This window comes from Spirillospora sp. NPDC052269 (assembly GCF_040679435.1).
Taxonomy (GTDB): Bacteria; Actinomycetota; Actinomycetes; order Streptosporangiales; family Streptosporangiaceae; genus Spirillospora.
Map to the genome: position 1 here is coordinate 235,891 of NZ_JBFAUU010000014.1, position 25,113 is coordinate 261,003.

The 25,113-nt window shown below is 73.2% G+C and carries 16 protein-coding genes; 15 read left to right on the plus strand and 1 reads right to left on the minus strand.

The features are described from left to right. Nucleotides 1-26 precede the first annotated feature (26 nt). The 3 genes from AB0L06_RS29185 (at nucleotide 27) to AB0L06_RS29195 (ending at nucleotide 4,522) form a co-directional block, all read left to right on the plus strand. Complete coding sequence (locus AB0L06_RS29185) at nucleotides 27-2,654, plus strand: valine--tRNA ligase (protein ID WP_500234316.1); 2,628 nt, start codon at nucleotides 27-29, stop codon at nucleotides 2,652-2,654. Between the two features lie 153 nt (nucleotides 2,655-2,807). Further along, nucleotides 2,808-3,704: a ComEA family DNA-binding protein gene (locus tag AB0L06_RS29190; RefSeq protein ID WP_500234317.1), complete on the plus strand. Its 897-nt coding sequence runs from the start codon at nucleotides 2,808-2,810 to the stop codon at nucleotides 3,702-3,704. 74 nt (nucleotides 3,705-3,778) lie between these two features. Continuing rightward, nucleotides 3,779-4,522 carry a hypothetical protein gene (locus AB0L06_RS29195; protein ID WP_500234318.1) on the plus strand — a complete coding sequence of 248 codons (744 nt, stop codon included), beginning with the start codon at nucleotides 3,779-3,781 and terminating at the stop codon, nucleotides 4,520-4,522. A 58-nt stretch (nucleotides 4,523-4,580) separates the two neighbouring features. Here the strand turns inward: AB0L06_RS29195 and AB0L06_RS29200 are convergent, their stop codons facing one another. Then, on the minus strand, nucleotides 4,581-5,774 hold the full coding sequence (locus tag AB0L06_RS29200; RefSeq protein WP_500234319.1) for a hypothetical protein: 1,194 nt from the start codon (nucleotides 5,772-5,774) through the stop codon (nucleotides 4,581-4,583). A 161-nt stretch (nucleotides 5,775-5,935) separates the two neighbouring features. Here AB0L06_RS29200 and AB0L06_RS29205 point away from each other — a divergent pair, with 161 nt between their 5' ends. From AB0L06_RS29205 to AB0L06_RS29260, 12 genes are all read left to right on the plus strand, one after another. Then, a complete protein-coding gene (locus AB0L06_RS29205) occupies nucleotides 5,936-7,306 on the plus strand; it encodes a bifunctional folylpolyglutamate synthase/dihydrofolate synthase (protein ID WP_500234360.1) in 1,371 nt (456 codons plus the stop codon). Beyond that, nucleotides 7,303-7,629, plus strand: coding sequence for a DUF4233 domain-containing protein (locus AB0L06_RS29210; protein ID WP_500234320.1), 327 nt, complete (start codon nucleotides 7,303-7,305; stop codon nucleotides 7,627-7,629). The genes AB0L06_RS29205 and AB0L06_RS29210 overlap by 4 nt, the downstream gene beginning before the upstream one ends. A gap of 2,335 nt (nucleotides 7,630-9,964) precedes the next feature. Continuing rightward, nucleotides 9,965-11,617, plus strand: a complete 1,653-nt coding sequence (locus tag AB0L06_RS29215) for a hypothetical protein (protein WP_500234321.1) — start codon at nucleotides 9,965-9,967, stop codon at nucleotides 11,615-11,617. Between the two features lie 67 nt (nucleotides 11,618-11,684). After that, nucleotides 11,685-12,095 carry a nucleoside-diphosphate kinase gene (gene ndk, locus AB0L06_RS29220; RefSeq protein WP_026416239.1) on the plus strand — a complete coding sequence of 137 codons (411 nt, stop codon included), beginning with the start codon at nucleotides 11,685-11,687 and terminating at the stop codon, nucleotides 12,093-12,095. 446 nt (nucleotides 12,096-12,541) lie between these two features. Continuing rightward, nucleotides 12,542-13,576 (plus strand): rod shape-determining protein, encoded by a 1,035-nt coding sequence (locus tag AB0L06_RS29225; RefSeq protein WP_500234322.1) that lies wholly within the window; start codon nucleotides 12,542-12,544, stop codon nucleotides 13,574-13,576. Nucleotides 13,577-13,608: 32 nt separating this feature from the next. Beyond that, on the plus strand, nucleotides 13,609-14,571 hold the full coding sequence (mreC, locus tag AB0L06_RS29230; protein WP_500234323.1) for a rod shape-determining protein MreC: 963 nt from the start codon (nucleotides 13,609-13,611) through the stop codon (nucleotides 14,569-14,571). Nucleotides 14,572-14,616: 45 nt separating this feature from the next. Then, nucleotides 14,617-15,210, plus strand: coding sequence for a rod shape-determining protein MreD (gene mreD / locus AB0L06_RS29235; RefSeq protein WP_500234324.1), 594 nt, complete (start codon nucleotides 14,617-14,619; stop codon nucleotides 15,208-15,210). Continuing rightward, nucleotides 15,207-17,426: a penicillin-binding protein 2 gene (gene mrdA / locus AB0L06_RS29240; RefSeq protein WP_500234325.1), complete on the plus strand. Its 2,220-nt coding sequence runs from the start codon at nucleotides 15,207-15,209 to the stop codon at nucleotides 17,424-17,426. The genes mreD and mrdA overlap by 4 nt, the downstream gene beginning before the upstream one ends. 5 nt (nucleotides 17,427-17,431) lie before the next feature. Further along, nucleotides 17,432-18,610, plus strand: coding sequence for a rod shape-determining protein RodA (gene rodA, locus AB0L06_RS29245; RefSeq protein ID WP_500234361.1), 1,179 nt, complete (start codon nucleotides 17,432-17,434; stop codon nucleotides 18,608-18,610). A 124-nt stretch (nucleotides 18,611-18,734) separates the two neighbouring features. Then, on the plus strand, nucleotides 18,735-20,657 hold the full coding sequence (locus tag AB0L06_RS29250; RefSeq protein ID WP_500234326.1) for a TIGR03960 family B12-binding radical SAM protein: 1,923 nt from the start codon (nucleotides 18,735-18,737) through the stop codon (nucleotides 20,655-20,657). Between the two features lie 240 nt (nucleotides 20,658-20,897). Then, on the plus strand, nucleotides 20,898-21,773 hold the full coding sequence (locus AB0L06_RS29255) for a TIGR03936 family radical SAM-associated protein (RefSeq protein WP_500234327.1): 876 nt from the start codon (nucleotides 20,898-20,900) through the stop codon (nucleotides 21,771-21,773). A gap of 219 nt (nucleotides 21,774-21,992) precedes the next feature. Beyond that, nucleotides 21,993-25,055: an Rne/Rng family ribonuclease gene (locus AB0L06_RS29260; RefSeq protein WP_500234328.1), complete on the plus strand. Its 3,063-nt coding sequence runs from the start codon at nucleotides 21,993-21,995 to the stop codon at nucleotides 25,053-25,055. Nucleotides 25,056-25,113 lie beyond the last annotated feature (58 nt).

A 25,113-nucleotide genomic window follows, 5' to 3' on the forward strand; every position in this document is an offset into this window, starting at 1 on the left:
GTCCGGGACCCGTAGAATCAGGGGCCGTGACTCAGCCCAGCAACGATCCCGGCAACGCGCGCGGCCAGAACCCGGCCGCAGACGTCGATCTGCCCACCCAGTACCAACCGGCGAACGTCGAGGGCAGGCTCTACGAGCGCTGGGTATCCGCGGGCTACTTCACGGCGGACCCGGCCCGCAACCCCACCGCTCCGGCCTACTCGATCGTCATCCCGCCGCCGAACGTCACCGGCTCCCTGCACATGGGCCACGCCCTGGACCACTCCATCCAGGACACGCTGGTCCGGCGCCGCCGCATGCAGGGCCACGAGGTCGCCTGGATCCCCGGCATGGACCACGCGGGCATCGCGACCCAGAACGTGGTGGAGCGCGGGCTCGCCAAGGAGGGCCTGTCCCGGCACGACCTCGGCCGCGAGGCGTTCGTCGAGCGCGTGTGGCAGTGGAAGGCGGAGTCGGGCGGCCGGATCCTCGGCCAGATGCGCCGCCTCGGCGACTCGGTCGACTGGACGCGCGAGGCGTTCACCATGGACGAGCCGCGCGCCCGCGCCGTCCGGACGATCTTCAAGCGGCTGTTCGACGACGGCCTGATCTACCGCGCCGAGCGCATCATCAACTGGTGCCCGCGCTGCCTCACCGCCCTCTCCGACATCGAGGTCGAGCACTACGACCGCGAGGGCGAGCTGGTCTCGATCCGCTACTCGGACGAGATCGTCGTCGCCACCACCCGGGCCGAGACGATGCTCGGCGACACCGCCGTGGCCGTCCACCCGGACGACGAGCGGTACCGGCACCTGGTCGGGACGACCGTGGAGCTGCCGCTCACCGGCCGCCGCATCCCGATCGTCGCCGACGAGCACGTCGACCCCGAGTTCGGCACCGGCTGCGTCAAGGTCACCCCGGCGCACGACCCGAACGACTTCGAGATCGGCCGGCGCCACGACCTGCGGGCCCTGTCGGTCATGGACGAGCGCGGCGTGATCACCGCGCACGGCCCGTTCGAGGGCATGGACCGGTTCGAGGCCCGTCCCGCCGTCGTCGCCGCGCTGCGCGAGGACGGCCGGATCGTCAAGGAGGTCCGTCCCTACGAGCACGCGGTCGGCCACTGCCAGCGCTGCTCCACGGTCGTCGAGCCGCGCGTGTCGCTGCAGTGGTTCGTCAAGGTCGAGCCGCTGGCGAAGGCCGCGGGCGACGCCGTCCGCGACGGCCGCGTCGCGATCCACCCGCCGGAGATGGCGCCCCGCTACTTCGAGTGGGTCGACAACATGCACGACTGGTGCATCAGCCGCCAGCTGTGGTGGGGGCACCGCATCCCGGTCTGGTACGGCCCGGACGGCGAGACCGTCTGCCCCGGCCCCGACGAGGAGCCGCCCGCCGGCTGGACGCAGGACTCCGACGTCCTCGACACCTGGTTCTCCTCCGCGCTGTGGCCGTTCTCGACGCTCGGCTGGCCGGACGCCGGCGCCGCCGACCTCAAGCGGTTCTACCCGACGTCCGTGCTGGTCACGGGGTACGACATCCTGTTCTTCTGGGTCGCCCGGATGATGATGTTCGGCCTCTACGCCATGGACGGCGTCCAGCCGTTCCACACGATCGCGCTGCACGGCATGGTCCGCGACCAGCACGGCAAGAAGATGTCGAAGTCGTTCGGCAACGTCGTCGACCCGCTCGACTGGATCGAGCGGTACGGCGCCGACGCCACCCGCTTCACGCTGCTGCGCGGCGCGAACCCCGGCGGCGACGTCCCGGTCGCCGAGGACTGGGCGCAGGGCTCGCGCAACTTCTGCAACAAGCTGTGGAACGCCACCCGGTTCGCGATGATCAACGGCGCGCACACGCGCGGCGAGCTGCCCGCCGAGGTCTCGACCGTGGACGCCTGGATCCTGTCCCGGCTCCAGCAGGTCGCCGCCGACGTGGACGGCCACCTGGAGTCCTTCGACTTCGCCAAGGCGTGCGAGACGCTGTACCACTTCACGTGGGGCGAGGTCTGCGACTGGTACGTGGAGCTCGCCAAGGTCCAGTTCGCCGACGAGCGGGCCGAGGCGACCCGGCGCGTCCTCGGCGAGGTGTTCGACAAGCTGCTGCGGCTGCTGCACCCGGTGATCCCGTTCATCACCGAGGAGCTGTGGACGTCCCTGACCGGCGAGGAGACGATCGTCCGCGCCGCCTGGCCCGCCGCCGACCCGGCGCGCGAGGCCAAGTCCGCCGAGCTCGTCGTCGAGTCGCTGCAGCGGCTGGTCACCGAGGTCCGCCGGTTCCAGACCGACCAGGGCCTGAAGCCCGGCCAGAAGGTCGCCGCCGCGATCGAGTGGGCCGACTCGCCGCTGCGCGACCACGAGGAGGGCGTCCGGACGCTGCTCCGCCTCACCCCGCCCGGGGACGGCTTCTCCGCCACGGCGTCGCTGCCGGTCGAGGGCGTGGTCGTCCGGCTCGACACGGCGGGCGCGATCGACGTCGCCGCCGAGCGCAAGCGGCTGGAGAAGGACCTCGCCGCCGCCCGCAAGGAGGTCGAGCAGACCTCGAAGAAGCTGGCGAACGAGGCGTTCATGGCCAAGGCCCCCGAGGCCGTCGTCGCCAAGAACCGCGGCCGCCTCGCGCAGGCCGAGGCCGACATCACGCGGCTCGAGGCCCAGATCGCGGCCCTGCCGGCAGGCTGACACACCGTTTCGGCCGTCGCCCCCGTCCCGGGTTCCGGGACGGGGGCGACGTCGTTGCGGGAACGGAATCACCCTCGGATCACTCGAAGGGTGAGGGCTTTCGTAAACTGTCGGTGTCGTCCGGGTCTGGTCCGGTTAAACGCAGGGGGAGTGATGTCCGAGCCGTCGCAGTCTCCCGATCCTTCGCCGCTGCGTCCCAAGCCGCCTGCGACCGCGCCCGAGTTCGCGGTCCCGACGGTCTCGGCCGAGGTCGCGGTGCCGTCGCCCGCGCCGGTCGAACCGAGGGGGCCCGCCGCGGCGCTGAGGGACACGCGGCCGAAGGACACCCCGCAGGGGGACGCGCCGTCGACGGACACGCCGTCGCGGGACGTGTCGCCGAAGGACTCGCCGTCCTCGCAGCAGCTGCCGCCGATCGTGAACGTCAACGTGCACGTCCCGGCGACGCCGCCGATGCCCCCGGCGCCGCCCGCGTATCCCGTGCCACCGGCTCCGCCGAGTCCGCCCGCGGCGCCGCCCCCACCCCCGCCGCGTCCGCCCGCGGGGCTGGACAACTCCGCGCACGCGGTGCACCTCATCCTGACCGCGGTGACGTGCGGGCTCTGGATCCCGGTGTGGGTCGTCCACGCGGTCGTCGCGGGCAACCGGCAGCCGCCGCTGCCGCCCGCGCCGCCGCAGCCCTGGCAGCAGCCGATCAGCGCCGACCAGGCCAACCGCGCGGCCGTCCAGCACATGAACGCCAGGGCGCAGCGCCGCAGGGAGGCCCGCGCGCTCGCCGCCGACAACCCGCTGATGGCCCGCGAGCTGCGGATCGGGCGCACCGACCTGCCGCCCGCGCAGCGCCCCTACGACGACGGCGGGCTGATCGACGTGAACGCCGTCCCCGCGCGGGAGCTCACCCGGTTCGGGATGACGCCGGAGCAGGCCGAGAAGGCCGTGGAACTGCGCGACGGGACCGGCGGGTTCAGCTCCGGCGAGGACCTCGCGGTCGTCTGCGACCTGCCGCCCCGGCTGGTGCCCGAACTGGTGGAATACGGGCTCTACTTGCGCTGAACCGGTCCGTTTTCCGGCGTGCCGCGGGTCTGGTGTCGATACGATCCTGCCGTCCGTCCGAGCGCAGGAGAGCGATGCCCGATTCGCCGGTCCCTCCGTCCAGATGGGGCGATTCGCCGCCCTGGTGGCTGACCGCCGACACGCTGGACGCCGAGCCGCCGCCATCCGGTCCGTCCCGGGATGCGGCGCCGCCCGAGGCCGCCCGCGCCACATCCACCGCGCCGACGCCCGTCCTCGTCGAGCACGAGCCCGCGCCTCGCGCGCCCGCACCGGACGGTGCGGCGACCGCCGGCCGTCGAAGCCGGAGGACCGTGGTGTTCGGCGCGGTGGCCGGGCTCTGCGTGATCGCCGCCGCCGTGGCGGGCGGGGCGCTCCTGATGGGCGGCGACGGCGGCCCGGCGAAGCGGATCACGCTGAAGCCCGAGGCGGGCGGCCTGCGCCGCGACGCGTCCGACCCGGAGGCGAGCGTCGCCTACCCGTTCATCAACGAGGCCGTGCGGCGCGGGAACCTGCCACGGCCGCGGCAGACCTCGGCCGTGTACTCGGGGTCCGCGGGCAACGTCCTGTTCATCGGCGGGACGGCCTCGATCGACGACCCGATCGCGTTCCTCGAACGGGCGAAGCCGAATACCGTCCTGTCCTTTCAGCACGTCGGGCGGGGTGTGTGCGGGACGTACGCGGTGCTGTCGGCGGTGCATCCGTACTGCGCCTGGGCGACGTCCGATTCGTATGGGTTTGTCGCGTCGAACGCCCCCGCGCAGGACACGGCCGACCTCGCGAAGCTCACCACCCGCCTGCGCGCCGACGTGGAACGCTAGGGCGTGTCGCAAAGTCACCTGGTCGCCGCTCGCCACGGGCGCCGACTCTGAGCTCGTCCTAGCCGAAGAGCCGTTCGACATCGGCGTCCAGGACGCCCAGGACGAGCCCGACGAAGTAGACGGTGCCCAGGGCCAGCAGGTGTGGCCCCAGCGCCGTCAGGGCGTCCATGGACAGCTCAGCGGCGTCGAGCACGTCCCAGGAGGACGGTAGCGGGCGCGAGAACCGCAGATGGGCGTGGGGGAGCCGGACGAACGTCACCGGCAGTCCGTCCAGCTCGGCGATCGCGCCGTCCAGGTCCTTGTGGTCGGGCAGGCACAGCAGGACGTGATCGACTTCGCCTTCCCAGCGTGCGCGCGCGGCCTCCAGCGCCGCGGCGACCCCGGTCCGGTTGATCGCCGAGTCGGTGAGCACCTCGACGCCGTCCCGCATGTGTGCCGAGAGCCGTCCGGGGAGGACGACCGTGCTGAGCACCTCACGCACGCGCGCGTCCGCAGGAGGCCGTCCCAGGGACTCCGCCAGGCGCAGAGCCGCCAGCACGCCGGTTCGGGCGTTCGCGCGGCTGAGCCCTGGCGGGAGCACGGTGTCCCAGGAGCCGTCCACAGCCACCTGAATCTCACCTGTGGCGTCCAGCACGCGCCTGACCTCGGCCGACTGCGGCGCCGAGACCACCGCCCGCGTCTCCGGGACGATCACCGCGGCCTTCTCGGCGGCGATCTCCGCGACGGTGTCGCCCAGCACGCCCACGTGCTCCGCGAAGATCGGTGTGACCGCGACGACCGAGGCCGGGAAAAGGCTGATCTCGTCCGAGCCGCCGCCCATTCCGGCTTCCAGGACCACCGCGTCCGCCCCCACCTCGCGCGCGTGCACGAGCCCGGCCAGTGTGAACAGCCCAGCGGGGGAGAGGTAGCCCTCGGACGCCTCGGAAAGCCCTTCCAGTGCCTCGGACAGCCGCGAGGCCAGCGTGGCGAACTCCTCGGGCGAGACGGCACGTCCGTTCACCCGGATCCGGTCGCGGTTCGAGCGGTGCCCGGGGCTCATCACCGAGACCACCCGCAGGCCCGCCGCCGCAAGGGTCGCGGACGCGTACGTCGCGGCCGTCCCCTTGCCCTTGGACCCGACCACGGACAGCACAGGGACGCCGACCGGCAGTAGCCCCAGCGCCCCCGCCAGCTCGCGCGCCCGCGCGACGGAACGCCTCGAACCCGGGCGCCGAGCCGTCCACTCGCGGAAGAACACCTGATCAACGGCCATTCGTCGGAGGATATCCACAGGACGCCGGGTGTGGACGGCCCTGTGGCGGGGCGCGAGTAGGCTTCCTGTGTCGACAGAAACGCAGCGCTGAACAGGCAGGGATCCAAGACGTGAGTCAGGTGACGGAGTCGTCGGGCTACCGCGACGCGATCGGCGCGATCATGAGCCGCGGGGTCGAGTGGGACATCGACCCGACCCTCGACCGGGTCCGCGACCTGGTCGACGTGCTGGGCCAGCCGCAGCGCGCGTACCCCGTGATCCACGTGGCGGGCACCAACGGCAAGTCGAGCACCGCGCGGCTGATCGAGGCGCTGCTGCGCGAGCGCGGCCTGCGCACGGGCCTGTACACCAGCCCTGAGCTGACCACCCTCCGCGAGCGCATCGCGATCGACGGCGAGCCGATCTCCGAGGAGCGGTTCGTCGAGGTCTACGAGGACGTCAGGCCCTACATCGACCTCATCGACGCCAAGAACGAGTCGAAACTGTCGTTCTTCGAGGTCCTGACAGGGATGGCGTTCGCGGCCTTCGCCGACGCGCCGGTCGACGTCGCCGTCGTCGAGGTCGGCATGGGCGGCTCCTGGGACGCCACCAACGTCGCCGACGGCGTCGTCGCCGTGGTCACCCCGGTCGGCCTCGACCACACCGCCTACCTGGGCGAGACCGTCGAGGAGATCGCGGCCGAGAAGGCCGGGATCATCAAGCCCGGCCAGATCGTGGTCATGGAGCAGCAGCCGCTCCCGGCCGCCGAGGTGCTGCTGCGCCGGGTCGGCGAGGTCGGCTCCGTCGCGGCGCGCGAGGGCATCGAGTACGGCGTCGTCCACCGGGACGTGGCGGTCGGCGGCCAGGTGATCAACATCCGCGGGCTGCACGGCGAGTACGACGAGATCTTCCTGCCGCTGTTCGGCGAGCACCAGGCCAGCAACGCGGCGACCGCGCTCGTGGCGGTCGAGGCGTTCGCGTCCGGCGCGCCGACCCGCGGCGAGCACAACCTCGAGGCCACCACCCGGATCGCCGCCGGCGAGGACTACCTCGGCGGCGGCGAGGGCCAGCTCGACCCGGCGCTGGTGCGCAGCGGGTTCGCCAAGTCCGGCTCGCCGGGCCGCCTGGAGGTGGCCCGCACCGGCCCGACCGTGCTGATCGACTCCTCGCACAACCCGGTCGGCATGGAGGCGACGGTCCGCACGATCACCGAGTCGTTCGACTTCACCCGACTCGTAGGCGTCCTCGCGATCGCCTCCGACAAGGACATCGCGGGCGTGCTCGACCAGCTCGAGCCCGTCCTCGCCGAGCTCGTCGTGACCCAGAACTCCTCGCCGCGCTCGCTGCCCGCCGAGGAGCTCGCCGAGATCGCCGAGGGCACGTTCGGCCCCGAGCGGGTCCACATGGCCGAGCGGCTCGACGACGCGATCGACCGCGCCATCGGCCTCGCCGAGGAGACCGGCGAGTACCGGGGCGCGGGCGTGCTGATCACCGGGTCGGTCACCACCGCCGGCGAGGCCCGCACCCTGCTGCGGGTGGGGAAGGGCCGATGAACCCCGAGCGGAGGCTGTACTCGACGGTCCTCGCCTGCGAGGCCATCGTCATCGGGCTGGCGATCCCGGTCGCCATCTCGGTGCAGAAGGTGGACGGCTCGGTCGCGGGCTGGGTGGGCGGCTCCCTGGCGGTGCTGTGCCTGCTGGCCTGCGGCGTGATGGGCCGTCCGTGGGGCTTCGCGGTCGGCACCGTCCTGCAGGCGCTGGTGCTCCTGACCGGCTTCATGGTCCCGATGATGTTCATCCTCGGCGTGCTGTTCGGCGCGCTCTGGGGAACGGCTTTTTGGCTGGGACGCCAGGCGGAAAAAGCTCAGGCACGCTAAATTCCCGGGGAAGGCAGCCGAATTCCGCCCGCCATAATTCGCCATTCCGAAATAGCGAACATTCTGGACATCATGATCTGGCGGGCGGCCTTTCCGTAGGAGCAAGGCCGTGTCCTCCTCGAGCGAACAGCCAAGCCGCCCGTCCCCGCGGCCCGCAGACCCCGGCCCGGACGGAGCCCCGGACACGGCCGACACCACCGTCGGTCCCGACGGCCCCACGGTGATCCTCCCGTCCGGCCTCGTCCCGCCGGACGCCCCGCGAAACCGCCCTCCGCACCCGGACGGCTCGGCACCTCCGAGCCCGCCGCGGGCCGAGCACGTCGAAGCCGACGCCCCCGTCCGCCCGGACGGCCCCACGGTGACCCTGACCCCGGACCTCCTCCGGCCCGCGCCGCCGACCGCCGAGCGGGACGTGCCGGTCAACATCTCGCCCCGCGCCGACCACCGGCATGCGGACGTGCCGGAACCCGCCGTCCCGCCGCAGGGTGAAGCTCTCCAGCCGCCGCCCGCCGCGCCCTCGCACAGCGGCTTCCCGTTGCCCGTCCCGCCGAACCCCGCGCCCCTGCCGGAAGAGTTCCGCCAGGCCAGCGAGCCGACGGGGCCCCTGGGCAGGCCGGAGCGGGCACCGCGAGGCGAGGCTCTCCCGCCCGCCTCCGCCCGCAGCGAGGTCCCGCCACGGTCCCCCCTGACCTCCGCGCCGCCTCTCGACGAGTTTCCGCAGCCCAGCGGGCCGCTGGGCGTCGTCCCGCCCCTTGGCGGGCCCCGGCTCACCAGCGTGCCTCCGCAGGACGAGGACACGCACACCGACCGTTCGGGGGCCGACGCGCCGCATGCCCGCGACCCGTGGCTGACGACCGCACCGGTGCCTGTCCGCCCGCCGCAGGACGCGCCCTTCGAGCCGCCTCTCACCGCCCCTCCGCACGATGTCCCGCAGGCCTCCGCCAGGGAGACCACCGCACGACACGAGCCGGAGTTTCCGCAGGCACGCAGGCCGGACCCCAGAACGCCGCCGGACCACGAGCCGTGGCAGGCGGCCGCCCCGGAGCCCACACCGCCCCAGCACGAGAACCGCCCCCCACACCCGCCGAGTGCCACCGCACCGTCCACAACTGAGCCCTGGAAGCCCCTTCAAAACGCCGCCGTGCCGCCCGATGGCGAGCCTCGAACGCACCTGCCGGACGCCGCCGCACCCTCCGCGGGCGAGCCCTGGACACACCTGCCGGACGCCGCCGCGTCGTCTGGTGGTGGGTCTCAGGCGCACGTGTCGGACACGGCCGCGCCCTCCGCAAGTGAGCCTTGGCACCCCCTTCCGGACGCCGCTGCGCCGTCTGGTGGTCAGCCTCGGATGCCCGTGTCGGACGCGGCCGCGCCGTCTGCGGGCGAGCCTTGGACGCAGCTGTCGGAGGCCGGCGCGCCGTCTGGTGGTGAGCCTCGGGCGGAAGTGTCGGATGCCGCCGCGCTGTCTGCGGGTGGGTCTTGGCCGCACGTGTCGGATGCGGCCGCGCCCTCTGCGGGCGAGCCTTGGCCGCACGTGGCGGAGGCCGGCGCGCCGTCTGGTGGTGAGTCTCGGACGTACGTGTCGGATGCCGCCGCGCCGTCTGCGGGCGAGTTCTGGCCGCATCCGTCGGAGGCCGTCGCAGGTGAGTCCTGGTCGCACCTTCCGGATGCCGCCGCGCCCTCTGCGGGTGGGCCTTGGGCGCACCTGCCCGAGGCCGCTGCGGCGGTCGAGGGGGAGTCCTGGTCACGCCTGTCGGGTGCTGCTGCGTCGTCTGAAGGTGAGTCTTGGGCGCACGGGTCGGAGGCGGCCGCGTCGTCCGGTGGTGAGCCCTGGTCGAACCTGTCGGATGCCGTCGCGTCGTCCGCGAGCGAGTCCTGGCCGCACCTGCCTGAGGCCGCCGCGTTGTCTGCGGATGAGCCCTGGGCGCACCTGCCTGAGGCCGCTGCGGCGGTCGAGAGGGAGTCCTGGTCGTCACTGTCGGATTTGTCTGAGGCTGCTGCGTCGTCCAGTGGTGAGAACTGGTCGCGCATGCCGGAGGGCGGCGCGCCGCCCGCAGGGGTGTTCGGGCGGGCTGGCGAGGTGGACGCCGGCGGGCCGTCCGAGCGGGAGCCCTGGCAGGCGGACGGGGCGGGGACGGCGTTTGAGTCGGATGGGCCGCGGGCGGCCGCGTCTTCGCAGGGTGAGGTTCCTTGGTTGGGGGTTCCGGAAGCGGGCGTGCGGCCGGGGGGCGGTGCGCTTTCGCGGGGGGCGGTGTGGCGCGGGGATGCTCCCGAGTCCGCCGTGCCGTCGCCGGACGAGGCGTGGGTCGTCGGGGCATCCTGGGATGAGTCTCCGCAGGTGGACGGGACGGAATCCGGTGCGGGTCTTCTGGAGGACGACGCGGACGTCGCAGTGATGTCGCGCGGCGAGCGTGTGTGGGTGGGCGTGCCGGAGCCCGCCGCGCCGTCGCTGGAGGAGTCCCTGCTGGGGAAGGGGGTGCCCGAGCCTCCCCAGGAGGACCTCGGGCTGCTGGTCGCCTCGGCGAAGACCGTGGCGGAGAAACCGGCCGGGGCGCGGGAGGCGGCGGCGACGCTGGCGGTGCTGGCGGTGATCGTCGTGGCCCTCCCGGCGGCGGTGCTGGTGTTGCCGGACACGTCCGCCAACGTGATCGAGCAGGCCGGACGCGCGCTCGGGCTCGGGCCGGACGGGTACGCGGGGTTCCTGCGGGCCACGGGGATGAGCGTTCCGGTGCTGCTGGGCGCGGTGCCGGTCGGGGCGGTCGCGGCGCGCCGATTCGGGGCTCGGCCGGTGCTGCTGGCCGGCGTCGCGCTCCTGCTGGCGGGGCTGCTCGCGGTGGGACGCGCCGACTCGGTCCTGATGGTCGGGTTGGTGCGCGCGGTGCAGGGGCTGGGCGCCGGGCTGATCCTGCCCGCGACGCTCGTTCTCGCCTGGGAACGCGGCGGACGGCTCGCCTCCGCGCTCTGGTCGGGCGTGCTCGTCGCGTCCCTGGTCGGAGCGATGCCGCTCGTGCTCGCTCGAGTCCCGCTCCCGGACGGAACCCCCGTGCCGGAGCATGTGACCGACTGGCGCGACTCTCTCGCGCCGTTCCCGTGGTGCGCGGCGGCCGTCGCGTGCGTCCTGCCGCTCTGCCTGCTCGTGCGCGGACGCCGCGGACGGCTGCCCGCGTCCAGGCACACCGAGCGCGGGCAGCTCGTCCTGCCGCTGGCCCCGGCGGCGGGGTTCGCGTTCCTCGCGGTCGTCACCACCTACGGCTGGTCCCCGGGCGGACGGCTCACCCTCGCCATGCTCGCGCTGCTCGGCCTGGCCGGACTCGCCCTCGTCGGCAGCCGGGACGCCACGGCGGGCAGCCCGCTCGGCGCGGCCGTCGTCATGGTCACGACCGGGCTGCTCGCCTACCCGGTCGCCGCGCCCCTCGCCGGGATCATCGCGGTCGCCGCGCGGAACGGGCACGGGACGTCCCAGGCCACGTACGTGCCGTTCGCCGTCGGGGCCGCGGCCGCGCTGGCCGGGGCCCTGACCGCCGCGTGGCTGCCGAGGCACACCGCGCGGGTCGCGGTGCTCGCCGGGCACGCGATGCTCGTCCTCGCGACGCTGCCGCCGCTGTTCGCGTCCGCGGCGCACATTCCGGACTCCGCGCACATCCCGGCCGTCGCGACCGCCTCGATGGCCGCGCTGGGAGCCGGCGCGGGCCTCGCGCTCGCCACGTCCCTGCGCGAGGCGGGCGTCGTGGGCGCGCTGTTCGGGCTGTCGCTGTGCTTCCCGGCCGTCCTCATCGGCCAGCTCGTGGTCCTGTCGCTCCAGGCCGGATGGCTCCAGCCCGCGCCGACCACGGCGGCGGCCCAGCTCGTCGCGCTGACCGGCGGCTACCGCGCCTGGCTCGCCGCGGCCGCCGTGCTCACCGTCCTGCTCGCCGCCGCCGGACGCGCCGCCACCCGCGGGCGCGCGCGGCCCCGCGGCAACCGGAGCAGAGCGAGGGCCTCGGTACAGTAAGCACTGGCGAAACGCCCGGCGCGGTCCGCGCCACCCACGATCCCGTTTTTCCCTGAGGAGAATCTCCGTGTCCGAGCGCACTCTTGTCCTGGTCAAGCCCGACGGCGTTCGCCGCGGCGTTGTGGGCGAGGTCATCTCGCGGATCGAGCGCAAGGGCCTGAAGCTCGTGGCGCTGGAGCTCAAGACCCTCGCGCGCGAGACCGCCGAGTCCCACTACGAGGAGCACCGCGAGAAGCCGTTCTTCGGCGACCTGGTCGACTTCATCACCGGCGGCCCGCTGGTCGCGCTGGTCGTCGAGGGCCCGCGCTCCATCGAGGCGTTCCGCGCCCTGGCCGGCGCCACCGACCCGGTCTCCGCCACGCCCGGCACCATCCGCGGCGACTTCGCCCTGGAGATCGGCGAGAACATCGTGCACGGCTCCGACTCCACCTACTCCGCCGACCGCGAGATCAAGCTCTTCTTCCCCGAGCTGGGCTGACCCGCCCGAGCGGAACACCGGCACCGGGCCCGTCGCGGGACCACCCGCCGACACGCCCACCCGTGCCCCGGCGCGCCCAGCGCGCCGGGGCACGGTCACGCCCGGCCCCTCCCGCCGTCTCGATCACGAACACTTTTGGTTACTGTCCGTGATCATCGGGGCAGGACCTGGTCGGCACGCTGCGGGTGTTCGCGCCGTCGTCCCGGGTGCGGGAAGGCCGGTGTCCGTGCGATCTCAGGACGGCTCGGTTTGGCCGGGCGTGACGGGGGTAGACACGCGGGTCTGAATCATTCGGGCGCGCAGGTGTTTTTCACGTAACGTGCCTGGTCACGGTGCGGAATCGGACGTCGCGCCGCCGGAGGGGCGAATGCCCGGCGCGGCGTGGGCACGTTACGATGGCAGCGCCGCTCTGCACGCCCGACAAGCATGAAGGGCTCCCTTTCTTCATGGGTAACAAGCTGTCGTTCCTTGGCCGTGACATGGCGGTCGACCTTGGCACCGCGAACACGCTGGTGTACGTGCGCGGCCGGGGCATCGTGCTGAACGAGCCGTCCGTGGTGGCGATCAACACCAACACGGGCAAGATCGTGGCGGTCGGCATCGAGGCCAAGCGGATGATCGGGCGCACGCCCGGCAACATCGTCGCGGTCCGTCCTCTCAAGGACGGCGTCATCGCCGACTTCGACGTCACCGAGCGGATGCTCCGCTACTTCATCCAGAAGGTGCACAAGCGCCGGCACTTCGCCAAGCCGCGGATCGTGGTGGCGGTGCCGTCCGGGATCACCGGGGTGGAGCAGCGCGCCGTCAAGGAGGCCGGCTACCAGGCCGGGGCCCGCCGCGTGTACATCATCGAGGAGCCCATGGCCGCCGCGATCGGCGCCGGGCTGCCCGTCTACGAGCCGACCGGCAACATGGTGGTCGACATCGGAGGAGGCACCACCGAGGTCGCCATAATCTCCCTCGGTGGGATCGTGACCAGCCAGTCCGTCCGGGTCGGCGGGGACGAGCTCGACCAGGCCATCATCAGCTTCTCCAAGAAGGAGTACTCGCTGATGCTCGGCGAGCGCACCGCCGAGGAGATCAAGATGGCGATCGGGTCGGCCTACCCGGGTCCGGACGAGGAGCCGCACGCCGAGATCCGCGGACGCGACCTGGTGTCCGGGCTGCCGAAGACCGTGGTGATCTCCGCCGAGGAGGTGCGCCGCGCCATCGAGGAGCCGGTGAACGCGATCGTGGACGCGGTGAAGACCACGCTCGACAAGTGCCCGCCCGAGCTGTCCGGCGACATCATGGACCGGGGCATCGCCCTCACCGGCGGCGGCGCGCTGCTCAAGCACCTGGACGAGCGGCTGCGCGAGGAGACCGGAATGCCGATCCACCTGGTGGACAATCCGCTCGACTCGGTCGTTCTCGGCACCGGCAAGACCGTGGAGGACTTCGACTCGCTGCGTCAGGTGCTGGTACCGGAGTCGCGGCACTGATCTCCTAGGACGATGGGACGGGAGGTCCGCGGGTGAACGACACCCGACGCAGCCGCATGGTGCTCGGGGCGCTGCTGGTGGTGGCGCTCGCGATGATCACGATCGACTACCGGGGCGGGAACGACTCGCCGCTGCGTGGTCTGCGCGGCGTGGGCGAGGCGGTGTTCGGCCCGGTCGAGCGCACCTCGGCGTCCGTCGTGCGGCCGGTGGGGAACGCGGTCGACGCGATCGGCGACGCGCCCGGCCAGCGCAAGCGCGCCGACCGGCTGCAGCGCGAGAACCAGCGGCTGCGCGACCAGCTCCGCGGCACCCAGGTCGACCAGGGCAAGTCGACGCAGCTCGACAAGCTGCTCGGCTCGGCGGGGCTCGGCGGCTACAAGATCGTCGCGGCGAACGTCATCTCGGTCGGACAGGGCCTGGAGGACACGGTCACCATCGACGCGGGCACCGGCAGCGGGATCCGCACCGACATGACGGTGATGAGCGCGGACGGCCTCGTCGGACGCGTCACCCGGGTCGGCCCGGCGACCGCGACCGTGCTGCTCGCGACGGACGTGACCTCCTCCGTCGGCGCGCGGCTCGAGGACTCCAAGGAGATCGGCATCGTGCAGGGCCGGGGCCGCCGCGGCCTCGGCGGCGGGGGCCGGACGCCGCTGCGCTTCCAGCTGCTCGACGCGAACGCGCCGATGCGGGTGGGGCAGCGCCTGGTCACGCTCGGCTCGCAGGGCGAGCGCCCGTACGTGCCGGGCGTCCCGGTCGGGACGGTCGAACGCATCGACGCGCCCGCCGGCGGCCTGACCCGCACCGCCTACGTCCAGCCGTTCGTCCACTTCACCAGCCTGGACGTGGTGGCGGTGGTGGTCGCGCCGCCGAAGTCCGACCCGCGGGACGCGGTGCTGCCGCCGTCACCGACGCCGTCCGCGCCGCCCTCGCCCGCGACTCCGCCCCCGGCGGCCGAGCCGCACAAGAGTCCGTTCGCGAAGCCGTCCCACTAGCCGTTCCCGCAAGCCGTCCCATCAAGCCGTCCAAGGGAGCCTGACATGCTGAACGCGCCGGAGGCGTCGCCCACCGGACGGCGCGTCATCTCCGCGCTCGTGATCGTGGTGGCCCTGGTGCTCCAGGTGTCGGTGGCCAACCGGCTGCCGCTGCCCGGCGGCGTCACCCCGGACCTGGTGCTGCTCACGGTGGTGGCGCTCGCACTGGTGTCGGGGTCGCTGACCGGATGCGTCGCCGGCTTCTGCGCCGGCCTCGCCGCCGACATCGTGCCGCCCGCCGACCACACGATCGGCCGGTACGCGCTGGTCTACTGCATCATCGGCTACGTCTGCGGGGTCGCCGCCGCCGAGATGGACCGGCAGTCGACGGTGCCGTTCTTCGCGGTCGCGGCGGGCGCGCTGCTCGGCACGGTCGCCTACGCCGCGATCGGGATGCTGCTCGGCGACCCGCGCGCGTCCTGGACGATCGTGGCCCGGGTGGTGCCGCTCGAGGTGCTCTACGACGTCGTCGCCAGTCCGTTCGTGGTGTGGTGCGTGCTACGCGCGACCCGCCGCTACGACCGGCCGGAACGCAACCGCGACCGGTTCTCGGTCCCGGCGGCGCGGTACCGGGCGATGTCGGGACGGACGCGCCTGTGACCAACCGGACCCACCTCAGGCTGATCGTCCTGTACGTGACGGTCGGCGCGCTGCTGCTGGTCCTGATGGGCCGGCTCTGGACGATGCAGGTCCTCGAGGGCCGGCACTACCGGCAGGTCGCCGCCGACAACCGCACCCGCGACATCGTCGTCCCGGCCGTCCGCGGCATGATCCTGGACGACCGGGGCCGCGCGCTCGTCCGCAACCGCACCGCGCTCGTCGTGTCGGTCGACCGCACCGACCTGATGCGGCAGAAGGACCGGGGCAAGGCCGTTCTGACCAGGCTCGCGGGCGTGCTCGGCACGAGCTACGACGACCTGGTGAACAAGACCCGGCTGTGCGGGCCCGGCATCAAGCGTCCGTGCTGGCCCGGCTCGCCGTACCAGCCGATCCCGGTGGACGACAAGGTCGACGCCAAGCGCGCGCTGCAGATCATGGAGCGGCAGGAGGACTTCCCCGGCGTGACCGCGCAGGTCCAGGCCGTCCGGGACTACCCGCGGCCGGGCGGCGCGAACGCCGCGCAGGCGCTCGGCTACCTGCAGCCGATCACGCAGGAGGAGCTGGACAAGCGCAAGGGCCTGAAGGTCACCGGCTACAGCGGCGTCGACCTGATCGGCCGGGACGGCCTGGAGGCGGTCTACGACGCCGACCTGCGCGGCGAGCCCGGCTTCCGCAAGCTCCTGGTCGACAGCCAGGGCCGCGTCACCGGGACGGCGCAGGAGAAGGCCGCCGTCCCCGGCGGGAACCTGGTGACCAGCATCGACGCCGGCGTGCAGGGCGCGGCGGAGCGGGCCGTCCAGGACGCGGTGAAGTCGGCCCGCTCGCAGGGCAAGCACGCCGACTCGGGCGCGGCGGTGGTGATGGACGTGCAGACCGGGCACGTCGTCGCGCTCGCCAGCTACCCGACCTACGACCCGACCATCTGGACCGGTGGCATCTCGCAGGACCAGTACGACGCGCTGCTCGGCAAGAAGAAGGGCGAGCCGCTGATCTCGCGGGCCACCCAGGGGCAGTTCGCGCCGGGCTCCACGTTCAAGATCTCGTCGGTCTCGGCGGCCGTGGGGGACGGCTACGACCTGCACGGCACCTACTCCTGCCCCGGCTCCTACGACGTGGGCAGCCGCGCGTTCCGCAACTTCGAGGGCGAGTCGCGCGGCGACATGAGCCTGCACGAGGCGCTGGTCGTGTCCTGCGACACCGTCTTCTACAAGTTCGCCTACGAGGAGTGGCTCCGCGACGGCGGCACCAAGCCGAAGAAGAACCCGGCCGACCCGATGGTCGGGATGGCGCGGAATTGGGGATTCGGCAAGAAGACCGGCATCGACCTGCCGAGCGAGTCGGCCGGCCGGATCCCGGACCGCGCCTGGAAGACCGCGTACTGGAACACCACCAAGAAGGCCGACTGCAAGGCCGCCAAGGACGGCTACCCCGAGCTCCAGCAGTCCGATCCGTCGCGCGCCGCGTACCTGAAGGCGGTCGCGGCGGAGAACTGCGCCGAGGGCTACGTGTGGCGCGCGGGTGACGCGGCGAACTTCTCGGTCGGGCAGGGCGACGTGCTCTCCACACCGCTCCAGCTCACGCGCGCGTACGCGGCGCTCGCCAACGGCGGACGGCTGGTCGTCCCGCACATCGGGCAGGCGGTCGTCCGCCCGGACGGCAGCGTCGCGCGCCGCGTCGCGGACCCGCCCACCGGGAGGCTGCCGGTCGACCCGAAGGTGCTGAAGTACATCCGGGGCGGCCTGGCCGGCGTGACCAAGTCCGGGACGGCGGCCGGGGCGTTCGGCGGCTTCGACTTCAAGAAGGTGGACGTCGCGGGCAAGACCGGCACCGCCGAGGTCTACGGCAAGGACGACACGTCCTGGTTCGCCTCGTTCGCCCCGGTGGACAACCCGCGCTACGCGGTCGTCGTGATGGTCTCCCAGGGCGGGCAGGGCGCGAACACGGCCGCGCCTGCCGTCCGGCAGATCTACGAGGCCATGTACGGGCTCGGCAAGGGCGGCAAGCCGATGGTCGGCAAGGACGGGCGGCTTCCGTCCGGCCTGCCGCGTCCGGAGGACGCGCTCGAGCCGACGCCGGGGCCGTCCGCCAGCCCGTCGGACGGGCCGTCCGGGCCCGGCCGCATGAACGACCAGACCGGCGCGGTCATTCCGACGGTCGGGCCGTCCCCGCACACCGGGGCTGCCGGGCGGAAGCACCGCGCGGGGACCACGCCGTGACCGGGCTGGGCGGGTTCGCCGGGCCGGTCGAGGGCTACGGCGAGCGCAACACGTGGCGGCGGCACGCCGCAGGGCTCCGCCGCCTGGACTGGACGCTCATCCTGTCGGTGCTGGCCCTGTCGGTGATCGGGACGCTGCTGGTCCGGTCCGCGACCTTCCACCTGCTGACCGAGCAGGGCCGCGACCCCGAGTCGTTCCTCAAGCGGCACGTCCTGAACCTGGCGATCGGGCTCGGGCTGGGCACGGTCGTGACCGTCCTGGACTACCGGCTGCTGCGCGCGTACGTCCCGATCCTGTACGGCCTGGCCTGCGTCGGGCTGCTCGCGGTGCTCACCCCGCTGGGCTCGACGATCAACGGCTCGCACTCCTGGATCGTGATCGGCGGCGGCTTCCAGGTGCAGCCGTCGGAGTTCGCCAAGGTCGGCCTGGTCGTGGTCATGGCGATGGTGCTCGGCGAGCCGCGCGACGGCGAGGTCGGCCCCGGCCGCCGCGACGTGCTGCTCGCGCTCGGCCTGGCGGGCGTCCCGGCGGCGCTGATCATGCTCCAGCCCGACCTCGGCACCACCCTGGTGTTCGCCGTGGTCGTGATCGGCATGCTCGCGGTGTCCGGCGCGGCCAAGCGGTGGATCGCCGGGTTGGTCGGCGGCGCCGGCGCCGCCGCCCTGGCCGTCTGGTTCCTGGGGATCCTCAAGCCGTACCAGCTCGCCCGGTTCACCGCGTTCATCGACCCGACGGCCGACCCGCGCGGCGCGGGCTACAACGCCCAGCAGGCGCGGATCGCGATCGGCTCCGGCGGGTTCCTCGGCAAGGGCCTGTTCCAGGGCGAGCAGACCGGCGGGCACTTCGTCCCCGAGCAGCAGACCGACTTCATCTTCACGGTCGCGGGGGAGGAGCTGGGGTTCCTCGGAGCGGCGGTGATCGTCCTGCTGCTGGGCCTGGTGCTGTGGCGCGGGCTGCGGATCGCCTCGCAGGCCGCCGACCTGTTCGGCACGCTGGTCGCGACCGGCGTGGTGTGCTGGCTGGCGTTCCAGACGTTCGAGAACGTCGGGATGACCTTGGGGATCATGCCGATCACCGGGCTGCCGCTGCCGTTCGTGTCCTACGGCGGGTCCGCGACCTTCGCGAACATGATCGCGCTGGGGCTGCTGCAGGCCGTCCACGTCCGCCGCCGGCCGTTCGACTAGCCGGTCGCCCGCCGCCCGATGATCACCCCGGAGTTCGATCACCGGGCGGGCGCGGCCGAGCGACCGGTCCACCGGGGATAGGCTTGAGGGTCTCTCCCACGTCCAGCCACCGGAGGCCACCGTCATGTCCGTAGAGTCGATCTTCCCGCGCCTGGAGCCGCTGCTCCCGAGCGTGCAGAAGCCGATTCAGTACGTCGGTGGCGAACTGAACTCGCAGGTCAAGGACTGGGACGCCGCGACCGTCCGCTGGGCGCTGATGTACCCCGACGCCTACGAGGTCGGGCTGCCCAACCAGGGCGTCCAGATCCTCTACGAGATCCTGAACGAGCGCGAGGGCGTGCTCGCCGAGCGCACCTACGCGGTGTGGCCGGACATGGAGCAGGTCATGCGGGAGCACGGCATCCCGCAGTTCACGGTCGACTCGCACCGCCCGGTCGGCGCGTTCGACGTGTTCGGCGTCTCGTTCTCCACCGAGCTGGGCTACACCAACCTGCTCACCGCGCTCGACCTCGCGGGCATCCCGCTCGAGGCCGCCGACCGCACCGATGAGCACCCGATCGTCCTGGCGGGCGGGCACGCCGCGTTCAACCCCGAGCCCATCGCCGACTTCCTGGACGCCGCCGTCCTCGGCGACGGCGAGGAGATCGCGCTCGCGATCACCGAGGTGATCCGGGAGTGGAAGAACGAGGGCGAGCCCGGCGGACGCGACGGCGTGCTGCTGCGCCTCGCCGAGACCGGCGGCGTGTACGTGCCGAGGTTCTACGACGTCGAGTACCTGCCGGACGGCCGGATCAAGCGCGTCGCGCCGAACCGTCCGGGCGTCCCGTGGCGGGTCGAGAAGCACACCGTCATGGACCTCGACCAGTGGCCCTACCCGAAGAAGCCGCTGGTCCCGCTGGCCGAGACCGTGCACGAGCGGTTCTCCGTGGAGATCTTCCGCGGCTGCACCCGCGGCTGCCGGTTCTGCCAGGCGGGCATGATCACCCGTCCGGTCCGGGAGCGGTCGATCACCACGATCGGCGCGATGGTGGACGAGGGCATCAAGCAGACCGGCTTCACCGAGGTCGGCCTGCTGTCGCTGTCGTCGGCCGACCACAGCGAGATCGCCGAGGTCGCCAAGGGCCTGGGCGACCGGTACGAGGGCACGCACACCTCGCTGTCGCTGCCGTCCACCCGCGTGGACGCCTTCAACATCACCCTCGCCAACGAGTTCTCCCGCAACGGCCGCCGCTCCGGCCTGACGTTCGCACCCGAGGGCGGGTCCGAGCGGATGCGCAAGGTGATCAACAAGATGGTGTCGGAGGACGACCTCATCCGCACCGTCACCACCGCCTACGAGAACGGCTGGCGCCAGGTCAAGCTGTACTTCATGTGCGGCCTGCCCACCGAGACCGACGAGGACGTCCTCGAGATCGCCGGGATGGCCAAGCGCGTGATCAAGGCGGGCCGCGAGGCCACCGGCCGCAAGGACATCCGCTGCACGGTGTCCATCGGCGGGTTCGTGCCGAAGCCGCACACCCCGTTCCAGTGGGCCGGGCAGACCGACCACGAGACCGTCGACCGCCGCCTGCGCCTGCTGAAGGACGAGCTGCGCTCCGACAAGGAGTACGGCCGCGCCATCGGCCTGCGCTACCACGACGGCCAGCCGTCGGTGATCGAGGGCCTGCTGTCCCGCGGCGACCGTCGCGTCGGCAAGGTCATCCGCGCGGTCTGGGAGGACGGCGGCCGGTTCGACGGCTGGTCCGAGCACTTCTCCTACGAGCGCTGGACGGCCGCCGCCGACAAGGCCCTTTCCGGGGAGCCGGTCGACGTCGACTGGTACACCCTGCGCGACCGCGACGAGGTCGAGGTCCTGCCGTGGGACCACCTCGACGCCGGCCTCGACCGCGAGTGGCTCTGGCAGGACTGGCAGGACGCCGTCGACGAGACCGAGGTCGAGGACTGCCGCTGGACCCCCTGCTACGACTGCGGCGTCTGCCCGACCATGGGCACCGAGATCCAGATCGGCCCCACGGGCAAGAGGCTGCTCCCGCTTTCGGTCGTCTGACCGGCCTCGATCTCCACGGCACGTCGTCCCGTCCGGGGCGGCGTGCCGTTCCTTTGGGCGCCCTTGGCCGAATCTTCAAGGGCGCGCTCCCACGGCGCGTCGCGGTGCGTACGGGGCGCTGAGCTGCGAGGGGACGCGCCTCCGGGACGCCCCGGGGCTCAAGTGGGTCGCGGTGGCCGTACTCTATAGGGAGACGTTTTCGACTCGACACGAGTAGGAAGGACCAGAACCCTGGCTCCCATGCCGGAGGGTCCAGCACCGGCCCCCGTGACCCAGCGCCTGCGCGTCCGCTACACCAAGCGGGGCAGGCTCCGGTTCACGAGCCATCGCGACATTTCCCGGGCCGTGGAACGCGCCGTACGGCGTGCCGGGATTCCTGTGGCGTTCAGTGCCGGATTCACCCCGCACCCGAAGATCTCCTACGCGGGTGCGGCGGCGACAGGGGTGGCCAGTGAGGCCGAATACCTCGAGATCGGGTTGACCGAGCCCCGCGACCCTGAGCGGGTGCGCGCCGAGCTCGACGCCGCCCTGCCTCCGGGCCTCGACGTCGTGGACGTCGTGGCCCTTCCGGCAGGGACGGGCAAGAGCACCGCGCTGGCCGATCGGCTCCAGGCGTCCGAGTGGCGGGTACGGCTCGACGGTGTCGCCGAAAGCGACGCCGCCGCCGCCGTGACCGCCTTCCTGGACGCCGGGGCGGTGGAGGTCGAACGCCTCACCAAGAAGGGGCGCCGCCGTTTCGACGTGCGTGCCGCCGTGTCCGCCCTGGAACTCGCCATGGAGCGTGCCCAGGACGGCGACCGGCGCGGCACCGAGGCGACGGATGCCCCATGTGCGATACTTCGCATGGTTGTGCGGCACACCACACCCGCCGTACGACCCGACGACATCCTCACCGGTCTCCGCCAGGTCGCCGACCTCGCGCCGCCGTCACCACCGCTGGTGACCAGGCTGGCGCAGGGGCCCCTGGACGAGCGGACCGGTGTGCTCGCGGATCCGCTCGATCCCGACCGGGAGACCGCCACCATCGCCGGCGACGAGGCCGGCGCGGTGGACGGTCCCGCCTCACCGCGGTCCGGCGACGCCGTGAGCGTGGATGCCGTCAGCGCCCGCTCGTAGGGCCGAAGCCGCCGCCGCCACGCCCGTGGCAGCGCGGAACCGGCCTGCAGGGAGCGGCGGGCGCGCCCCCGACGACTTCGTCGTCGTGCCCGGGCATCAGGTCCGGGCGCGTCGGCGCCGATGACTGACGGAGTGCTCTCGTGCGGCGCACCGCGGCGAACCGCCCCCACCGGGCGGGGCGTCCGGACGCGCCCGGGAGCCTGACGGGAGATTGCCCGCATGCTTGAGAACGAAGCCGATCCGGCCACCGGGGCCGAGGGCCCCGAGGAATCGCGTCCCACCGTGACCACCACGCGGCGTCGCGTGGCCAGCCGTCCCGCGGGTCCGCCGCCGGACGCGGACGACGCCGCGGCGACCGAGGCGCCGGCGAAGAAGCCGGCCCGCGCCCGCAAGACCACCCGCGCCGCGGCCGCCGAGACCGCCACGCCCGAGGTGAAGGTCGTCAAGACCACCCGCCGCCGGGCCGCGACCCGTGCGGCCGCGCCGCCGCCCGAGGTCGAGGAGACCGCCGCCGAGGCGCCCGCCGCGCCCGCCCCCGAGGTGGAGGCAGGGGCCGGACGCGGAGCCGCCAAGGCCAAGAGCACCCGGCGCACGCGCACGACCGCCGCCGCCGAGGCGTCCGCCGAGGCCGCCGCCCCCGCGGAGAAGGACGAGACGCCCGAGCCCGCCGTGAAGGTGACGCGCACCACGCGCCGCCGCGCGGCCACCCGCGCCGCTGCGCCGCCGCCCGAGGTCGAGGAGACCGCGGCCCCGGCTGAGGCCCCCGCCACCGCTGAGGCCCCCGCCGAGGAGGAGGGCGCGGCCAAGCGCACCCGGACGCGCCGCCGCCCGGCCCGTGCCGCCGAGGCTCCGGCCGAGGAGACCGCCGCCGAGGCCCCCGCCGAGCCCGCCGCCCAGGCCGCTCCGGCCGAGGAGCCCGCGCCCAAGTCGTCCCGCACGCGGTCGCGCAAGCGCCCCGCCGCGCCCGACGAGGCCGCCTTCAGCTCCGCCGTCCCGCAGGTCCCGGCCGTGCCGGGCACCGAGCCGGAGGTGGACGAGAACGAGCCCGCGTCCTCCGTGGGCGTCCCGGGCGTGACCTTCCAGCCGCCGACGATGGTGGTGTTCCAGCCGCCGCAGCCGACCGCCGCGAAGCCCGCCCGCAAGAAGCAGGAGGAGCGGCCCGCCGAGGAGCCCGAGCCCGAGGCCGAGCCCGAGGCGGAGGAGCGCGCCGAGGCCGCGCACGGCGAGGAGCACGACGAGGACGACCGTCCGTCGCGCCGCCGCCGTCGCCGCGGCGGCCGCGGTCGTGGACGAGGCCGTGAGGGCGCCGAGGACGAGGGCGCCGAGCTCGAGGGCGCCGAGGCCGAGGAGGAGGAGGCCGCCGAGACGGCCAAGCCCGCCAAGGAGGCGGCGAAGCCCGCCGCCGCCGAGGAGCACGCCGAGGACGAGGCCGACGAGGAGGACGAGGAGCAGGGCGGCCCCGGGTCGTCCCGCCGCCGTCGCCGTCGTCGCCGCCGGTCCGGGGGCGAGGAGGCCACCGGCACCGACGACCCGCCGAACACCGTCGTGCACGTCCGCGAGGTGCGCGAGCAGGCCCCCCGTCCCGTCGAGGACGAGGTGCAGGCCGTGCGCGGCTCCACCCGCCTGGAGGCCAAGAAGCAGCGCCGCCGGGAGGGCCGCGAGCAGGGCCGCCGCCGCCCGCCGGTGATCACCGAGGCGGAGTTCCTGGCCCGCCGCGAGTCGGTCAAGCGCGAGATGGTCGTCCGGCAGGAGGGCGACCGCACCCAGATCGCCGTGCTCGAGGACGACGTCCTGGTCGAGCACTACATCAACCGCGCCAGCCACCAGAGCTACGTCGGCAACGTCTACCTGGGCAAGGTCCAGAACGTCCTGCCGTCGATGGAGGCCGCGTTCGTCGACGTCGGCAAGGGCCGCAACGCCGTGCTGTACGCGGGCGAGGTCAACTGGGACAGCGCCGGCCTGGAGGGCCAGCCGCGCCGGATCGAGGCCGCGCTGAAGTCCGGCCAGTCGGTGCTGGTGCAGGTCACCAAGGACCCGCTCGGCCACAAGGGCGCCCGGCTGACCAGCCAGGTCTCGCTGCCCGGCCGCTACCTGGTGTACGTGCCGGACGGCTCGATGACCGGCATCAGCCGCAAGCTGCCGGACAAGGAGCGCACCCGCCTCAAGCAGATCCTCAAGAAGGTCATGCCGGAGAACGCCGGGGTGATCGTCCGGACCGCCGCCGAGGGCGCGACGGAGGAGGAGCTGGCGCGCGACGTGTCCCGCCTGGCCGCCCAGTGGGAGCACATCCAGAAGCAGGTCAAGTCGGCGTCCGCGCCGTCCCTGCTGCACGGTGAGCCGGACCTGACGATCCGCGTGATCCGCGACATCTTCAACGAGGACTTCACCAAGCTGGTCGTCCAGGGCGACGGCGCCTGGGACACGGTCGCCGAGTACGTCGGCTACGTCGCTCCGCACCTGGAGGACCGGGTCGAGAAGTGGACCGGCGACGGCGACGTCATGGGCGCCTACCGGATCGACGAGCAGATCGCCAAGGCGCTGGACCGCAAGGTCTGGCTGCCGTCCGGCGGCTCGCTGGTCATCGACCGCACCGAGGCGATGACCGTGATCGACGTGAACACCGGCAAGTTCACCGGCCAGGGCGGGAACCTGGAGGAGACGGTCACCCGCAACAACCTGGAGGCCGCCGAGGAGATCGTCCGGCAGCTCCGGCTCCGCGACATCGGCGGCATCGTGGTGATCGACTTCATCGACATGGTGCTGGAGTCCAACCGGGACCTGGTGCTGCGCCGCCTGGTGGAGTGCCTGTCCCGGGACCGCACCAAGCACCAGGTCGCCGAGGTGACCTCGCTGGGCCTGGTCCAGATGACCCGCAAGCGCGTCGGCCAGGGCCTGCTCGAGGCGTTCTCCGAGACCTGCGAGAGCTGCAACGGGCGGGGCATCCACGTCCACCTGACCCCGATGGAGCCGAAGGGCGCGGAGAAGGGGGCGGCCAAGGAGACCGGCCGCCGCCGCAAGCGCAAGGGCGACGTCGAGCGCGCCGTCGAGGAGAAGCTCTCCAAGTCCGGCAAGAAGGACGAGAAGGGCGACACCGACGACGAGGAGCCGCCGGCCCAGGCCGCGGTGGAGGCCGCCGACGCCGCCGAGGAGTCCGAGGGCACGTCCCCGGGCGTCCTCACCGACGAGGCGCCCGAGGCGTCCTCGAACGGGCGCACCCGGCGCCGCACGCGCCGTGCGACCCGTCCGGCCTCGGCCCCGCCGGAGCCCGCGAACGCGGAGTGACCCGCTAGCGCGGAGCGCCCCCGCCGCCCTGATCGAGGGTGGCGGGGGCGCTTCTGTT

Excerpts from the sequence above, each read along its gene's own strand:
- AB0L06_RS29190 (WP_500234317.1), top strand. The coding sequence starts at position 2,808 with ATGTCCGAGCCGTCGCAGTCTCCCGATCCTTCGCCGCTGCGTCCCAAG.
- AB0L06_RS29195 (WP_500234318.1), top strand. The coding sequence starts at position 3,779 with ATGCCCGATTCGCCGGTCCCTCCGTCCAGATGGGGCGATTCGCCGCCC.
- AB0L06_RS29200 (WP_500234319.1), bottom strand. The coding sequence starts at position 5,774 with ATGGCCGTTGATCAGGTGTTCTTCCGCGAGTGGACGGCTCGGCGCCCG.
- AB0L06_RS29205 (WP_500234360.1), top strand. The coding sequence starts at position 5,936 with ATGAGCCGCGGGGTCGAGTGGGACATCGACCCGACCCTCGACCGGGTC.
- AB0L06_RS29210 (WP_500234320.1), top strand. The coding sequence starts at position 7,303 with ATGAACCCCGAGCGGAGGCTGTACTCGACGGTCCTCGCCTGCGAGGCC.
- AB0L06_RS29225 (WP_500234322.1), top strand. The coding sequence starts at position 12,542 with ATGGGTAACAAGCTGTCGTTCCTTGGCCGTGACATGGCGGTCGACCTT.
- mreD (WP_500234324.1), top strand. The coding sequence starts at position 14,617 with ATGCTGAACGCGCCGGAGGCGTCGCCCACCGGACGGCGCGTCATCTCC.
- AB0L06_RS29250 (WP_500234326.1), top strand. The coding sequence starts at position 18,735 with ATGTCCGTAGAGTCGATCTTCCCGCGCCTGGAGCCGCTGCTCCCGAGC.
- AB0L06_RS29255 (WP_500234327.1), top strand. The coding sequence starts at position 20,898 with ATGCCGGAGGGTCCAGCACCGGCCCCCGTGACCCAGCGCCTGCGCGTC.
- AB0L06_RS29260 (WP_500234328.1), top strand. The coding sequence starts at position 21,993 with ATGCTTGAGAACGAAGCCGATCCGGCCACCGGGGCCGAGGGCCCCGAG.